We start from the raw sequence: 15412 nt of genomic DNA, 5'->3' as shown, positions 1-15412 counted from the left end.
CGCCGGGCCCCGCGCGGCCGGTAGGTTTTCCCGCCGGGGCGCACTTTCGCGAACGGGGAGGCAGGAATGGCGGCGCAGGCCGGCGGGGACCTGGAGTACGGGCGGCACCTGCTCGCGCTGGACCGGGCGGAGGAGGCGCTGGGGGTGTTCGCCGCGGTCGCCGAGCAGGCACGCCGCGAGCACGGCGGGGTCCACCCGCGGACGCTGGAGGCGCGCGCCGACGTGGTGGACGCGCTGATCGCGGCGGGGCGGCTGGCCGAGGGGGAGGCCGAGGCGCGGGCGCTGGTCCATGCCTACGGCGCGAAGGCGTACGCCGACGCGGGGTTCGCGATGCCGCGGCACCGCTCCCACATGCAGCTCGCCAAGGTGCTCTCACAGGCCGGCCGGGTGCGCGAGGCGATCGACGTGAGCGAGGCGGTGCTTCCGGCTGCCGCCCGGGAGCTGGGCACGGACCATCCGTACGTGCTCGTGAGCCGGGTGAACCGCGCGCAGCACCTGGCCCTGCTCGGCCGCTTCGCGCAGGCGCAGGCCGAGGGCACGGCGCTGGCCGCGATCGCCGCCTCCCTGGCCGAGCGGGGCGATCCGAACGCGGCGGTGGTGCGGCTCGCGGTCGCCAACGGCCTCGCGTTCTCGTACGCGGAGTGCGGTATGCCCGTCGAGGCCGAGCGCTGGGCGCGCGGATCCCTGGCCGAGGCCGAGCAGTTGCTCGGCGGGCACAGCGACTTCGCCCAGGGGCTGCGGCTGAACCTGCTCACCGGGCTGGTCGGCCAGGGCCGGCACGAGGAGGCGCTGGCCGAGGCCGAGTGGCTGCCCGCGTTCTCGGCCGCCCAGCCGGGCTCGCGCTCGCTGGTGCGGGCCGAGGCGCTGTACGGACTGGGCCGGCTCGCCGACGCGGAGGCCGAGGCGCTGCGCGCCCTGGAGGAGGCCGGGCCGCGGCTGGCCCCGATCCACCACCGGATCCTGCGCACCCGCACCCTGCTGGCCCTCGTCCACGGCTCCCCGCACGAGATGCACGCGGTGGCCTCCGCGTGGACCGAGCACTTCGGCCCCGACCACCCGCGGGCGCGGGCGGCCTGGGCCGCCGTGCGCCTGGGCTGAGCGGCGACGCCCGGCGGTCACATCCGGGGCCGTGACGGCCCGGGCCGCCACCCGTCGAAAGCCGTCACTCACCGAAGGCCGTCACCCGTCGAAGGCCGTCACTCGCCGAAGGCCGTCGCCCGTGCCCGGTCCTCCCAGGGGGCGATCTGCGCCCGGACCTCGTCCAGGTGGGACAGGACGGCGGTCACGCCGTCGTCGCCCATCGGGAGGTGCAGGGGGGTGTCCTCGGCTTCGAGGGCGGCCAGGACGAGGGCGGCGGCCTTGGCGGGATCGCCGGGCTCCTTGCCCCCGACCTCCGCGGCCATCTTGCGGGTGGCGCCGACCGTGGCCTCGTAGTCGGGCAGCTCCGCGCTCGCGCTGCCCTTGGCCATCAGCGAGGTGCGGAAGGCGCCCGGTTCCACGATCAGCGTCTTGATGCCCAGCGGGCCGACCTCGTCGGCCAGCGCCTCGGTCATGCCCTCCAGCGCGAACTTGGTGCCGCTGTAGGCGGAGAAGCCGGCGAAGGACATCTGCCCGCCCATGCTGCTCATCTGCACGATCGCGCCCGAACGGCGGGCCCGCATGTGCGGCAGCACCGCGCGCACCAGCGCGGCCGGGCCGAAGACGTGCACGTCGAACAGGGAGCGCAGCTCCTCGTCCGTGGTCTCCTCGAAGGCGCCGACGTGCGTGCGGCCCGCGTTGTTGACCAGGACGTCGATCCGGCCGTGGCGCGCGATCACGTCCCTGACCGCGCGTTCGGCCGCCTTGACGTCGGTGACGTCCAGCCGCACCGCGTCCACCTGGTCGGGGTGCGCCGCCACCAGGTCGTCCAGGGTCTCCGGCCGCCGGGCCGCGGCGGCCACCACGTCACCGGCCGCGACCGCGGCCTGCGTGATCGCCCGTCCGAAACCGCTGCCCGCGCCGGTGACCAGCCAGACCTTGTTCATGTCCACTCCCGTTGTCCCGCGGGTGTTTCGCGTGTGTCCCGCGTGCTCCGCGTTGTCCTGCCGTTGCTGTGATCAAGCGTGCCCGGGGCGCGCCTTGCCCGTCCAAGACCCTTCGTGATAGCCGATGGTTATGGATGTCCACGGCAGGGATCTGCGCTACTTCGTCGCCGTCGCCGAGGAGTTGCACTTCACCCGGGCGGCGGAGCGGCTGTTCGTCTCCCAGCCCGCGCTGAGCAAGCAGGTCAGGGCGCTGGAGAAGCAGCTCGGGGCCGAACTGTTCGACCGCGGCCGCCAGGGCGTCGCCCTCACCGCGGCCGGCGAGCAACTGCTGCCGTACGCCCGCCGCGTCCTGGCCGAGTGGGACGCGGGCCGGGCGGCGGTGGAGCGCGCGAAGGCAGCGCAGCGCGCCACGCTGGTGGTCGGTATGAGTACGAGCCCGGGCCGGGGCGGGCTGCTGCCCGCGGTCCGCTCGCGCTTCTGCGCCGCCCACCCCGAGGCCACACCGCTGCTGCGCCAGGTCGGCTGGGACGACCCGACCGCCGGGCTCGCGGACGGCACGAGCGACGTCGCCTTCGTGTGGCTGCCGCTGCCGGGCCAGGAGCGGTACGACCACGTGGTCGTCGCCGAGGAGCCCCGGCTGGTCGCCCTGCGGGAGGACCACCCGATCGCCGTCCGCACCCCGCCCGGGTCCGCCGTGGACTTCGCCGACCTGATGGACGAGCCGTTCCTGGCGCTTCCCGCCGCCGCGGGGCCGCTGCGGGACTACTGGCTCGCCCTCGACGCCCGCGGCGGGCGCCCGCCGGCGATCGGGGCCGAGGTCGCGAGCACGGAGGAGACGTACGAGGCGCTCGCCGCCGGCCTCGGCGTGGTCCTGGTCGCCTCGGGCAACGTCCCGCTGGTCTCGCTCGGCGGTGTCACGGCCCGCCCGGTGCGCGGCCTGTCCCCCAGCCGCTTCGCGCTCGCCTGGCCGCGTACGGCCGCCGGCCCCTTGACGCGCGATTACGTGGAGGCGTGCCGCCGGGTGTGCGCGGGGGACTGATCGGGGCCGCGGGGACTGCTCCGGGGGCCGCGGGGGTTACGCCGGTTCCAGGGCCGCGTCGTCCTCCTGGGCCGGCCCGCCCATCGCGTTGCGGCGCTCGGGCATCGTCAGGGTGACCATCCGCCGCCAGCCGCCGCACCGCTCGTAGAGGTACACCGCGTGGATGCCGAGCCGCAGGGCCAGGGCTCTGGGCGCGGACCAGCCCAGGATGCGGCCCATGTGCGCCATCACGGCCAGGCTGACGTCGCGGTAGATGCGGATCTCCGCGTGCGCGGCCTCCCGCAGGATGCGCCGGATGGTGTCGGCGTGGCCGATCGCGGACAGGCGCAGCAACTCCTCGTGGCAGTACGCGAGGTGGTTGTCCTCGTCGCGCGAGATCGCCCGGACCGCCTTGCCGACCTCCGGATGGTCTTCGAAGTGCTTGAGGAGCAGGCGCATCTGCTCCGAGGCGCGCTGCTCCGTGACCCTGCTGTGGGCCAGGTAGGTGACGATGTCGGCCTCGGTCAGCGGCTCGTCCCGCTTCAGGCGGGAGTGCGCGAGGCCGATTCCGCCGCGCTCCAGCAGCATGGTGTAGTCCGTGTCGGGCGGCACGGGTACCGCGTCGAGCCCGCGCTTGCGCAGCAGGGCGGTGAAGATGCGGCCGTGCTTGTCCTCGTCCGTGCCGTGCCGGGCGATCTTGGGGGCCATGGCCCGCTGCGACGCGGGGACGAGCGCCGCGATGCGGCCGTTCTCCCAGCCGCCCTGCGCCTCGCCGCCGGCGGCGATCGAGCAGAAGAGCCTGAAGGACCTGTCGTCGTCGAGAATCTCCGTGAACAGGGTGCGCGCCGACAACACCACATCGCTCCTCTCACCGGGTGCCCGCCGCCCCGCCGCCTCAGCGGCGTGCCGCGCCTGCCCCACGAGTCAAAGCGGGCTTTCCGGTCACCGCAACCGGTGCCGCCGCGCGATGGGCCGATCGGACCACACACCGTCACCGCCGCCACTCGCCCCCGCACCGCCGCCGCTCCCCCCGCGCCGGGGCCGCGGGCTGCGGCGCGGTGGGCGACGGCTCCCCCGCCGAAGCACGGCCCTTCGCCCGGCAGCCGCGCGAAGGGCGTCTGCCGGACGGGATTGGCCCGGGGGGCCGGGGCCGCCGCTCGCGATACGGCCCCGGGAGTGGGGGGGCCGCCGGGTCATGCCTTGGGCTCCAGCCGGTCGGCGCGGACCAGGCCGAGCATGCCGTCCGCGCCCTGGACGGCCAGGAAGGTGCGGCCGGCCCGGTCCCGGGCGAGCGAGGGCACGCCGGTCAGCAGCACGGCGTGCTCGGCCGGCCGGGGCGCCGCGGCGGATCCGGCGGCCCAGGCGCGCGTGCTGACCGCGCCCGCGTCGTTGCGGGTGGCCGTCACGTGCCCGCCGCCGGCCAGGGCGGCCACCGCCACCGGGCCGTACCCGCCGGCCGGGTAGGCGGCGGCCGGCGTCCAGACGCCGCCCTTGCGCTCGTCGTGCACGTGGACGGTGCCCGACCCGCCCGGGCGCAGGAACAGCCGGGTCCCGCCGCCGGGCAGTTCGACCGCGGTGGGGGCGCAGGACGGCACCGGGAGCGGCAGCCGTGCGGCGGTGGCGCGGCCGTGCGGGGGAAGCGTCCACCGGTACAGGTGGGTGCGGGTGCCGGCGTAGATCTCGGTCCTGCCGTCGGCGCGCGGCAGCAGGAACAGCCCGTCCTGGACGTCGGCCGGTCCGGGCAGCCGCCGCCAGGGGCCCCACCGGCCGGTCGCCGACAAGGTGCGCAGGGCCAGGGCGCGGGTGTAGGTGCGGACGACGACGTGCACGCGGCCGAGCCGGTCCACCGCCGCGTACGGCAGACCGAGTTCCCGCGCCTTCGGGCCGCGGACGCCGTCGGGACCGCCCAGGTCCTGCCACTGCCCGAACCGGCCGCCGGGCGCCTCCTGCACGGTGGTGACGACCTGCCGCCGCTGCGCGGCGGGGGCACCGGCCAGGCCGCCGTGCCTCAGGGCGAACAGCCGTACGCGCCCGTCGGGCAGGGACACCGCGGACACGTGGCCGAACAGGTCGCCGCCGGGCAGCGGCACCGGGTCGGCCCAGGCGGCGGCGCCGGGTGTCTTCTGCGTCCACTGCACCACCTGCCCGCCCGCCACGGTGAACGCGGTCAGCCGCCCGTCGGGCAGCGGCCGCAGCCAGTGCACGTCGCCGCGGTGGCGGTGCTGGGTGGAGTCGAAACGCTTCCTGGTCAGGCGCAGCAGGTCCACCTGGTGGTCGCCGCAGCCGTAGGGCACCGCGCAGGGCAGGCCGTGGCCGGAGTAGGTGACCAGCGTGGCGGTCTTGGCGGCGAGGGTGAACGGGTCGAGGTTGGCGGGGTAGAGCTGGTTGGCGTAGCCGCGGTACGACTGCAGCACCGGGGCGGGCGACCCGGCCGGCGGGCGGTAGCGCTCGACGGCCGTGACGGCGAGCTGCGCGCTCGCGGTGTGGTCGGCGTGGTCGGTGGAGGCCGCGCCCTTGCCGTGCCTGCCCCGCTTGTGCTCGGGGTCGGGGTCCAGCGTGCACACCAGGGTCGGGCGGGCGTCGGTGAGCACGTGGTCGAGCGCGGCGAGCACCTTGTCGCGGGTGTAGGCGTACTGGCTGGTGACGGGCGAGTCCGGCATCACCAGGGTGGGAACGCTGAGGGTGGTGCCCGCCACCAGGCCGGCCAGACTGCGGCCGCGGTACTCGCGGCGCCGGTCGCCGGCCTCCAGCATGGCGAGCACCACGAGCCGTACGTGCGGGGCGGCGCGCAGGACGGCCACTTCGGCGACCGTGCCGGAGGCCAGCACCCGCGCGGAGCGGTCCCACGGGCTGTCCATGTCGCCGGTGGCCATGCGCGCGTACGCGCGGCGGGACCCGTTGAAGCGCTCGGCGGCGAAGTGCGCCCGGTCCAGCACCGGGACCTCGCCGTGGCGCACGGCGTAGGTTCTGCGCCCGAGGCCGGTGCTCTCGCCCGCGGTCAGGTACACCGTGGTCAGCGGTACTCCCGCCCGCAGGAACTGCGAGGTCTCCGGGTTGATGAAGTACAGGTCGTCGTCCGGGTGGGCGACGATCTGCACCACCGAGGTGCCGGGGGCCGCGGTCACGGCGACCCCCGATCCCGAACCCGGCGCGGGACCGGCGAGCGGCTTCGTGTGTCCGTGGACGGCGGCCGACGAGCATCCCCCCGTGGCCAGCGCAGCCGCACCGGACAGCGCGTAGGTCAGCACGCGCCTGCGGGTGGCAGGCAATGTTCCCCCCAACAAGAAATGACTGTCGTCACGCGATCCCGCGATCCCGCGATCCCGCGATCAGCGGACGAGCGTCCGGGCGCCCCGGCCGTTCTCGGCGTTCTCGGCGGGTGCGGACGTCTCCGACGGGTAAGAGGGGGAACGCCGCCGGCGGGTTCCACGGCCCTTCCCTCGCCAGTACCGCGTGAAGCGGACAACCGAGCGACCGCCGGGGGTGCGTACGGTGCTCGCGCGCCACGCGGGGGCGACATCCCGGGACGCGTCACTCGTACGAGACGTTTCATGACAGAGACGAGGAACCGACCCCCTACTGTTGGACGGCATGCGGATGAACACGGAGCCGGGACCTGCCCTGAGCGTGGTGGTCATCGTCTACAACGACGCGGAGCGCCTGCCCACGGCGGTCCGGTCGGCGCTGGAGCAGTCGCTGCGCGGCGTCGAGGTGGTGATCGTCGACGACTGCAGCACCGACGGCAGCTACGAGGCGGCCGAGCGCCTGGCGGAGCGGCACCCGGACCGGGTGCGGGCGTTCCGGCTCGACGAGAACAGCGGCGGCTGCGGCGGCCCGCGCAACCGCGGCATCGCCGAGGCACGCGGCGAGTACCTGGTCTTCCTGGACAGCGACGACACCCTGGAGCGCCACGCCTGCCGCAACTTCCTCGACGCGGCCCGCGCCGGTGGCGCCCAGATGGTGTCCGGGCTGACCAAGCGGGTGCAGACGCGTACCGGCAAGGCGGTCGACTGGTACCCGTGGCTGTACACCTCGACCCGGACCATCGAGTCGATCATGGAACTGCCCGACCTGCTGGTCTACGACACCCTGTCGACCAACAAGTGCTACCGGCGCGACTTCCTGCTCGGCAACGACCTGCTCTTCCCGGTCGGCATCCACTACGAGGACCTGCTGTTCTCCGCCCGCGCCTACCTGGCCGCCGAGCGGATCACGCTGATCCCCCACCACGTCTACAACTGGATGGTGGACGACAGCGGCACCAGGCGCTCGATCAGCAACCGCCGCCACGAGGTCGACAACTTCGCCCACCGGGTCAGGATCCACCGCGAGATCGACGCGATCTTCCGCGAACGCGGCCTGGACGGGCTGAAGCTGCACAAGGACACCAAGTTCCTCAAGCACGACCTGGTACTGCACCTGCGCGACCTGCCGTTCCTCGACGACGGCTACCGCCACCAGTTCGCCCGCATGGCGCGCGAGTACATGACACGGATCTCCCAGGAGGCGTACGAGGGGCTGGAGCCGATCCACCGGATCTGCGCCTACCTGCTCATGGAGGAGGACTGGGCCAACCTCAACCCGGCGATCGACACCCTCATCAACCGGCAGAAGCTGTCGGTGCCGCTGGTCGAGCGGGACGGCCGGGTCTACTGGTGCGAGGAGCATCTGGACGAGCAGCGGGCCCGCGCCGTCCTCGACGTCACCGATCTCGGCTACCACTCCAGGCCGCTGCACCAGCTCACCCTGCGCGCGAAGCTGGACCGCTACCGGCAGACCGGCACCGGGATCTCGCTGGCCGGTTCCGTCGTCAACCCGCTGGGCCGGATCGCCCCGGGCGCGCGGCTGGAGGCGGCCCTGGAGCTGCGCGCCCGGCGCAAGGGCGTGCGGGCGTTCGCCTTCCCCGGCGTCCAGGTGCGGCACGCCGGCGACCACCTGGAGTGGAGCGCGGACGCCGACATCAGCGGGACCCTGCGCCCGCTGGGCCTGCTGGACCCGGTCTGGGACATCCAGCTGCTGCTGACCGTGGACGGCACGGCGGCCATGCCGATGCCGCTCACCGTCGGCGACGCCGAGCTGGACACCTCGGTGCCGCTGCGGATCCGCCCGCGCCTGTCCCGGCTGGTCGCGGACCGCCTGGAGGCCGAGACGTCCGGCCGGGGCCATCTGGCGTTCGTCCAGGCCGCGCAGGGCGCGGTGAGCCGCCGCAGCCGGGCCGGGCTGGACCGGGCCCTGCGGGGCGTGCCCGGGACGGTGGCCCGCGGCGGGCTGCGCAAGGCCAAGAACGCCCGCAGGTACGCGCGTTCCGGCGAGAGCAAGATCCGCGTGTACCACGACGTCTTCAGCAGGCTGCCGGTCAGGAAGGGCACGGTGGTCTTCGAGAGCCACCTCGGCAAGCAGTACAGCGACAGTCCGCGGGCGATCTACGAGGAGATGCGCCGGCAGGGCGTGGAGTTCACCGCGATCTGGGCCTACGCCGACCGGCCCGAGGACTTCCCGCCGGACGCCACCCTCGTCAAACGCTGGTCGTACCCCTATCTGCGGGCGCTGGCCCAGGCGGAGTTCTGGATCGACAACCAGGGCTTCCCGCTGAAGCTCACCAAGCGCCCGGAGACCACGTACATCCAGACCTGGCACGGCTCGGCGCTGAAGAAGATGGGCTTCGACAGCCCCCAGCTGCGGGTGCGGACCAAGGACCAGCAGGCCGACTACCAGCGGATCCTGGACAGGTTCGACCACTTCCTGATCCGCTCCGAGCACGACGCGCGCACCCTGGTGCCGGCCTTCCGCCTCAGGGACGAGGTGGTGCTGCGCTCGGGCTACCCGCGCAACGACGCCCTGGTCGCGGCCCGCGAGGCCGAGCGCCTGAGCGGGCAGCGGGTGCGGCCCGGCATCGTACGCGAGCTGGGCATCCCCGAGGACCGCAGGATCCTGCTGTACGCGCCGACGTTCCGCAGCACCGCGACCGGCGGCGTCGCCAAGTTCGAACCGCCGCTGGACTTCGACGAGTTCGCCGACCGGTACGGCGACCGCTGCACGCTGCTGGTGCGCTCCCACTACCTCAACACGGTGGTGCTCCCGCCGTCCGTACGCGGCCGGGTCGTCGACGTGACGTCCGTCCACGACGTGACCCCGCTGTTCCTGGCCGCCGACGCGCTGATCACCGACTACTCGTCCGTGATGTTCGACTACGCCCTCCTCGACCGGCCGATGGTCTTCTTCGCCTACGACTACGACGAGTACGTCAAGGACGACCGCGGCACGTACTTCGACCTGGTCAAGCACGCCCCCGGCCCGGTGGTGCGCGACGTCGAGGGGCTCTACCGCGTGCTGGACGGCGGCCTTCCGGACGCCGACAGCGAATGGGCGCCGCGCCGCAAGCAGTTCGTGGCGGAGTTCGGCGAGTACGACAAGGGCGACGCCGCCCGCCAGATCGTGGACAGGTTCTTCCGTCCGGGGAGCAGCGAGTGAGCCGCGACATCTTCATCGTCACCAACAGCCTGGACGAACTGGGCGGCGTCACCACCTGGTCGCGCCAGATGGCCCGGCTCCTCACCGAGCGCGGCCACCGCGTGCACATGATCGGCATCACCCCCTCCCACGTGGACCACCGCACGTCCGAGCGGCTGCCGTACGCCACGACGACCCTGTACGAGGAGCACCCGCCGCCGGCGTGGAGCCCGCGCACCCTCACCGACCTGGCCAACGTCCCGGCCCGGATCGGGCGGTCGCGGCGGCGGGCGGGGATGCGGGAGAAGGCCGCGCGGATGACCGCGCTGTTCCGCGCCGCCGGCCCGGGCGCGGTGGTGATCTGCGCCCAGGTGTGGGCCATGGAATGGGTGAACCTCGCCGACACCTCGGGGATGCTGGTGATCGGCATGAGCCACGAGTCGTTCGCGGCCTGCCGGGCGTCCTCGCGCTTCGAGCGGGTGCAGCGCCACTACAAGGACTGCGACCGCTTCCTGACGCTCACCCGCGAGGACGCCGACCTGTGGGCACGGCAGGGCATGAACAACGCCGGCTTCATGCCCAACGCCCTGCCCTGGGTGCCGCGGTCCACCTCGCCGCGCTCGGAGAAGGCCGTGGCCGCGGTCGCGCGGCTGTCCCAGGAGAAGGGCATCGACATGCTCCTGGACGCCTGGGCCGTGGCCGTCGCGGACCACCCCGGCTGGGTGCTGCGGATCCACGGGGCCGGCGAGGACGAGAAGCTCCTCAAGCGGCAGGCCGCCCGGCTGGAACTGGACGGCTCGGTGGAGTGGGCGGGCCGCACCGACGACGTGCCGGGCGCCCTGCGCGCCGCCTCGGTGTTCGCCCTGCCCTCCCGCGCCGAGGGGTTCCCGCTCACCCTGCTCGAAGCGATGGCGACGGGGCTGCCGTGCGTCGCCTTCGACGTGGCCCCGGGCGTGCGCGAGATCATCGCCGACGGCGAGGACGGCTTCCTGGCCGCTCCCGGCAACATCCACGCCTTCGCCGGGAAGCTCGCCCTGCTCATGGGCGACCAGCGGCTGCGCGACACCATGGGCGAGCGGGCCGCGGTCAGCGTCAAGCGCTACACGACCGACAAGATCGTCCGGCGCTGGGAGGACCTGTTCGACTTCCTGGAGCTGTAGGCCCGGGCCCGTCCGCCGTACGCGGGGCCGGCCCCCGTGACGCGGAGGGCACGTCACGGAGGCCGGTCGTCCGCCGCGGGCCTCGGGTCAGGCGACGCCGATGTCGTCCGCGTAGTAGGTGCCCTGGCCGTACCATCCGTGCACCCAGACGGTCACGGACGTGGTGCTCGCCCCGGTGGTGAAGGCGGTCTTGAGCTGGGCGTACGACCCGCCCGTGCCCGGGGTCCAGATGCTGGTGTCGGTGGTGCCCGTGCCGGTCACGCCGAGGTAGACGTAGGAGCCCCGCACATAGCCGGACAGGGTGTACGTGTGGCCCGGCTGCACGGTGACGGTCTGCGAGCACTGGGCGTCGTCGCTGTTGCTCGCCGCGCCCGCCAGGGCGTGGGCGCCGCCGTGCACGGGCGAGGAGACGACGCTGCCGGTGCCGCCCGTGCAGGTCCACGGCGACAGGGCGCCGGACTCGAAGTCGCCGTTGACGACGATGGCGCCGCCTCCGGTGCCGCCGGTGGTGCTTCCGGTGGTGGTGCCGCCCGTCGTGGTGCCTCCGGTGGTCGTACCGCCGGTCGTGGTGCCGCCCGTGGTCGTACCACCCGTCGTGGTCCCGCCCGTGGTCGTACCGCCGGTGGTCGTCCCACCCGTCGTCGTCCCGCCGGAGGTCGTCCCACCCGTCGTACCGCCGCCGCCCGAGCAGGTCGCGGCGGAGCCGTTGACGTCGTCGACCACGGCGTTGAAGAGCTTGGCGGAGGGGTCGAGGTCGTACAGGGAGAACATCATCGCCCCGCCGAGCGCGTTGCAGTGGATGTAGTCGGCGCGGGCCTGGACGGACTGGGGGGACTCGCCACCGTAGAAGTTGGTGCCGTCGTAGAACCAGGCGGACTGGGTGGTGGGGTCCCAGAAGGTGTCCGACGGGTTGTCGACGACCCCGGTGAGTTCCTTGTACATGGCCACGCCCGGCACGTTGCCGCTGAGCGTGTGGCCGGCCGAGGGGCCGGTGGCGCTCTGGTAGAGGCCGTGGTCGCCGCCCGCCGGCACTCCGGTCCAGCCGCGGTAGTAGAAGGGGATGCCGAGGTTGATCTTGGCGGCGGGGAAGCCGCCGGGTATGCCGTAGGCGCTGTCTCCGTTGATGTAGCCCTTGACGACGGAGTCGATGTCGTACTTCTCGCCGCCCGGCGGGATGGTGCCCGACGGGTCGCTCGCCGACGGGTACAGCGGGTCCTGGAAGTTGGTCGGGCCGGTGGTGTCCCAGGCGCCGTGCATGTCGTACGTCATCAGGTCGGCGAAGTCCAGGTACCGGCCGATCCGGTCGGTCTGGACCTTGGCGGCCTTGTCCTGGCCGCCCGGCAGCGCGGCGCTCAGCGTGTAGCGCTTGCCTCCCCCAGAGCCTCCGGCCTGGGAGGTACCCCCAGCGGCGCCCTGGGCGTCGAGCTCGCTGCGGAACTCGGCCAGCAGGGCCGTGTAGTTCGCGGTGTCGTTCGGGCTGTAGTGGTTGCCGAGGTGGCCGGCCGGGGAGGCCGGGTACTCCCAGTCGATGTCGAAGCCGTCGAAGATGCCGGCCGCGGTGCCGGGGCCGCCGTAGCCGCCGGAGGCCGGGATGTCGCCCTTGATGAACATGTCGACGCAGGACGAGACGAACTTCTGCCGGGAGGCGGAGGTCGCCGCCACGTCGGAGAAGTACTTGGAGTACGTCCAGCCGCCCAGCGAGAGCAGGATCTTCAGGTGCGGGTACTTCTTCTTCAGCTCCTGGAGCTGGTGGAAGTTGCCCGCCAGCGGCTGGTTCCAGGTGTCGCTGCTGCCGTCGACGCTGATGCTGCCGTCGAAGGTCTTCTGGTAGTCGGCGAACTGGTCGCCGGCGCCGTCGCCCGCGTTCGGGTCGCTCTCGCCGCCCGGGTCGGGGTCGGTGGCCTTGGTGGCCTCGAAACAGGTCAGGTTGGCCGGGTCGATGTTCTCGAAGTCGTAGATCAGGTAGTCGAGTTTGCCGGCCAGGCCCTCGGTGTCCAGGGCCTTGGGGTAGAAGGCGTTCTGGTAGATGCTCCACTGGTCGTAGTAGGCGACCTTGATGCCGCCGCTGGTGGCGGCGGCCGTCTGCGTCTTCGCCGCGGGGGTGGCCTGTGCGGCCGGCCCGTTGAGGACGACGGCGAGGGCCCCCACCAGCAGGGCGACGACGGCGGTGAGGCCGATCGCCCTCGACCGGTACCGGTCGTACGGGTACGGGCGCGGGGCGGTGGTTCCGGCCGGACGCATCAACCGTCTCAACTGGCCGGCCGGGCGAAAGGTGGCGCGCATGGGCATCCTCCCGATACGGGACGCCGGCCAGGCAGGCCGCCCTCGGCCCGACCAGGCGTGACATAGACACGACAGGGTCGTTCCGATGGTGGCCGCGCGCACGACCCGGGTCAAGAGGTTGGCCTAGACCAATCCGATACCGGACCGCCCCGCATGCGCGCGACGGGTCGAGCCGCCGACGCGCTCGGGCCGCGGAACCAGCGGGCCGGGCGCGGAGTTCGCCGGGGCGGCGGTTGGCGTCATCGGCACGCGTCGTGCCACCTGGCGGACCCCGGCCCGGCCCTGCCTCGGTCCCAAGGACGGACACAGGACGAACAAAGGACCCGTGAAACTACTTTCTCCTGGCACCGGATGAGGAACATGCTCGGACCGACGGGGGAAGTCACATGTCCACACGCCGTGTTGCGCGCTCCGCCGTGGCCGCTGCCGGTTCCGCAATCGCAGTCGCGCCCTGGCCCGCTTAGGGCCCGCGGGCGCCGCCCACGCCGCCGCCTTCACCGGTCGCGAGGGGCCCCACTGCCGACTCCCGGGTGAGATTGCCATGCCCATGGCACCCCTTCGAGAAAAGGAGTACATCGTGAGGAAACCGTTCTCCAGCCGCCGCATCGGCGCCGCCGCCGTACTGACGGCCGTCACCCTCGTCGGCGGAGGTCTGGCGATGGCGCCGGCCGCATCAGCCGACACGGCCACCGCGGCCTCTCCTTCCACCGCCGCGCCAAGGTCTCAAGTGACGCCCGACGGCGGCTGGTCGGACTGCGTGACAGTGCTCGACAACTTCGGTGAACTCACCTCCGCGACGAAAGCGGTCTGCATATCGACGACACTCTTGGCAGTGGTCAATTCGTCGCATGCCTATACCCAGTGCGTGTTCTCACTGTCGGGCCTCGGCGTGAACTCGCGGGTTGCGATAACCGCGTGCACCTTCGCGGCGTTCGGCTGAGAGCTGTCCCGCCGCCGGCGGCGGCTCGACGGGATGCCGGTCCCGGAGCGAATGGGCGCGCCCCGGAGCGGCCCGGAGCGCCTGGCGCCTGGCGCCTGGCGCCTGGCGCTCCAGGATCCCCGGGGCGCGCAGCCGAAAAGCCCTCGTACCGCGGTCGGGCGGATACGAGGGCTTTCAAGACGACACAGTCCCCGGTAGTGCTGCGCGTGTCCTGAAGCCTCAGTCGTCACTGCTGCCTCGGTGTCGCGCCGGCTTGCCGGGGGCCTGAACCGCATCCTGTCCGAGTGGTTCCGCCGGCTGGACGTCGTCACCGGCTTCGCCGCTCTTCCGGTATTACGGTCTAATAACAACGATCCACCTCTTATCGCCCATGTCAAGAGGTATCGGATGATTTTCTGCCCGAGGGGGGCCCGGCGCGTCAGTCCGGCGGTTGCGCCACCGTGACCTCGGCGGGGCGCAGGAGGTGGGTGCCGACGCGGTAGCCGGGGCGGTGGACCTTCGCGCACACGGGGTGGGGAGTGCCGGGGGGAGCCGGGACGTGGGCCACGGCCTCGTGGAGGGACGGGTCGAACCGGTCACCCTCCGTACCGAAAGCGGCGAGTCCCAGGGCGCACAGGCGGCCCTCCAGCGCGTCGGCCACCAGCGCGAAGCCGTCCGTCACCGCGCCCTGTCCGCGGGCCGCGTCGATCGCGTCGAGGACCGGAAGCAGGCCGGTCAGGACGTTCGCGACGGCGATCTCGCGGACGGCCAGATGGTCGCGGCGCACCCGCTTGCGGTAGTTGTCGTACTCGGCCTTGACCCGCTGCAGGTCGGCCGTACGCTCGCGCAGCAGCTCACCGACGGTGTCCGCCCCGACGGGCGCACCGCCGACGCCGGCGCCGGCGTCCTCGGGCGCCTCGGACGGCGGCGACGGCCTGCCGGCGGGCCCCGGCGGCTCCGCGACGGACGGCGCTCCCGGGTCCGCGGCCGGTCCGACCACCGCCGCCCGGCGCACCGGGCCGGGGAGGGCCGCCGGACCGGCGCGGCGCCGGTTGCGCACGACCGCGGGCGGCGGACGCCGCTCGTCCGCGTCCGTCATCCGGTGCCGCCCTTCTTCTCGTCCTCGTCGTCGACGATCTCCGCGTCGACCACGTCCTCGTCGGCCTGCGCGGAGCCGCCCGTGTCCGAGGCGCCCGCGGGTCCTGCGGACGGACCCGCCGTACCGCCGTCGCCGCCCGCACCCGTACCCGCGGCACCCGCCTGCGCGCCCTGGGCCTGGGCGTAGATCGCCGCGCCGGCCTTCTGCGCCGCCGCCTGCGCGCGCTCGGTAGCCGTACGGATGGCCGCCACGTCCTCGCCCTTCAAGGTCTCCTTGACCTCGCCGAGCGCGCCCCGCACCTCCGCCGCCACGTCCTCGGGGATCTTGTCGGGGTTGTCCTTCAGGAGCTGCTCGGTCTGGTAGACGAGCTGCTCGGCCTGGTTGCGGGTCTCGGCCGACTCGCGCTTGCGGCGGTCCTCCTCCGCGTGCGCCTCGGCCTCGCGCACCATGCGGTCGATG

At 73.4% G+C, this 15412-nt stretch carries 11 protein-coding genes; 5 read left to right on the top strand and 6 right to left on the bottom strand.

The window, feature by feature from the left end; all coding sequences use genetic code 11:
• The first annotated feature begins 66 nt into the window (after positions 1-66).
• A complete protein-coding gene (locus tag K7G61_RS08745; protein WP_225846128.1) occupies positions 67-1098 on the top strand; it encodes a tetratricopeptide repeat protein in 1032 nt (343 codons plus the stop codon).
• Between the two features lie 98 nt (positions 1099-1196).
• Here K7G61_RS08745 and K7G61_RS08740 read toward each other — a convergent pair whose 3' ends face one another.
• Positions 1197-2024 (bottom strand): oxidoreductase, encoded by an 828-nt coding sequence (locus K7G61_RS08740; protein ID WP_225846127.1) that lies wholly within the window; start codon positions 2022-2024, stop codon positions 1197-1199.
• A gap of 124 nt (positions 2025-2148) precedes the next feature.
• Here K7G61_RS08740 and K7G61_RS08735 point away from each other — a divergent pair, with 124 nt between their 5' ends.
• Positions 2149-3063 (top strand): LysR family transcriptional regulator, encoded by a 915-nt coding sequence (locus tag K7G61_RS08735; protein WP_225846126.1) that lies wholly within the window; start codon positions 2149-2151, stop codon positions 3061-3063.
• A 36-nt stretch (positions 3064-3099) separates the two neighbouring features.
• Here K7G61_RS08735 and K7G61_RS08730 read toward each other — a convergent pair whose 3' ends face one another.
• Entirely contained in the window at positions 3100-3897 is a 798-nt protein-coding gene (locus tag K7G61_RS08730) for a ferritin-like domain-containing protein (RefSeq protein ID WP_225846125.1), read from the bottom strand.
• A gap of 338 nt (positions 3898-4235) precedes the next feature.
• A complete protein-coding gene (locus K7G61_RS08725; protein WP_225846124.1) occupies positions 4236-6167 on the bottom strand; it encodes a PIG-L family deacetylase in 1932 nt (643 codons plus the stop codon).
• Positions 6168-6633: 466 nt separating this feature from the next.
• Between K7G61_RS08725 and K7G61_RS08720 the strand changes: the two genes are divergently transcribed.
• Both K7G61_RS08720 and K7G61_RS08715 read left to right on the top strand, forming a co-directional pair.
• Positions 6634-9513, top strand: a complete 2880-nt coding sequence (locus K7G61_RS08720; RefSeq protein ID WP_225846123.1) for a CDP-glycerol glycerophosphotransferase family protein — start codon at positions 6634-6636, stop codon at positions 9511-9513.
• Positions 9510-10652: a glycosyltransferase gene (locus K7G61_RS08715; RefSeq protein ID WP_225846122.1), complete on the top strand. Its 1143-nt coding sequence runs from the start codon at positions 9510-9512 to the stop codon at positions 10650-10652. Before K7G61_RS08720 ends, K7G61_RS08715 begins: the two co-directional genes overlap by 4 nt.
• Positions 10653-10739: 87 nt before the next feature.
• On the opposite strand, the gene K7G61_RS08710 is transcribed toward K7G61_RS08715, so the two are convergent.
• Positions 10740-12935 (bottom strand): glycosyl hydrolase family 18 protein, encoded by a 2196-nt coding sequence (locus tag K7G61_RS08710; RefSeq protein ID WP_308190609.1) that lies wholly within the window; start codon positions 12933-12935, stop codon positions 10740-10742.
• 577 nt (positions 12936-13512) lie between these two features.
• Here K7G61_RS08710 and K7G61_RS08705 point away from each other — a divergent pair.
• Positions 13513-13875: a hypothetical protein gene (locus tag K7G61_RS08705; protein ID WP_225846121.1), complete on the top strand. Its 363-nt coding sequence runs from the start codon at positions 13513-13515 to the stop codon at positions 13873-13875.
• A gap of 418 nt (positions 13876-14293) precedes the next feature.
• Here the strand turns inward: K7G61_RS08705 and grpE are convergent, their stop codons facing one another.
• Positions 14294-14953, bottom strand: a complete 660-nt coding sequence (gene grpE, locus K7G61_RS08700; RefSeq protein ID WP_225846120.1) for a nucleotide exchange factor GrpE — start codon at positions 14951-14953, stop codon at positions 14294-14296.
• Positions 14950-15412 (bottom strand): Hsp70 family protein (locus tag K7G61_RS08695; RefSeq protein WP_225846119.1); only part of this gene is annotated, 463 nt, incomplete at its 5' end. The genes grpE and K7G61_RS08695, both read right to left, overlap by 4 nt.

The sequence above is a fragment of the Streptomyces sp. HPF1205 genome (assembly GCF_020400825.1).
Lineage (GTDB): Bacteria > Actinomycetota > Actinomycetes > Streptomycetales > Streptomycetaceae > Actinacidiphila.
Note: the sequence above shows the minus strand (reverse complement) of the source record. Positions and strands in the feature narration are given on the sequence as shown.

Bases quoted from the DNA above. Each gene is read 5' to 3' on its own strand.
- K7G61_RS08745 (WP_225846128.1), top strand. From the start codon at position 67: ATGGCGGCGCAGGCCGGCGGGGACCTGGAGTACGGGCGGCACCTGCTC.
- K7G61_RS08740 (WP_225846127.1), bottom strand. From the start codon at position 2,024: ATGAACAAGGTCTGGCTGGTCACCGGCGCGGGCAGCGGTTTCGGACGG.
- K7G61_RS08735 (WP_225846126.1), top strand. From the start codon at position 2,149: ATGGTTATGGATGTCCACGGCAGGGATCTGCGCTACTTCGTCGCCGTC.
- K7G61_RS08720 (WP_225846123.1), top strand. From the start codon at position 6,634: ATGCGGATGAACACGGAGCCGGGACCTGCCCTGAGCGTGGTGGTCATC.
- K7G61_RS08710 (WP_308190609.1), bottom strand. From the start codon at position 12,935: ATGCGCGCCACCTTTCGCCCGGCCGGCCAGTTGAGACGGTTGATGCGT.
- grpE (WP_225846120.1), bottom strand. From the start codon at position 14,953: ATGACGGACGCGGACGAGCGGCGTCCGCCGCCCGCGGTCGTGCGCAAC.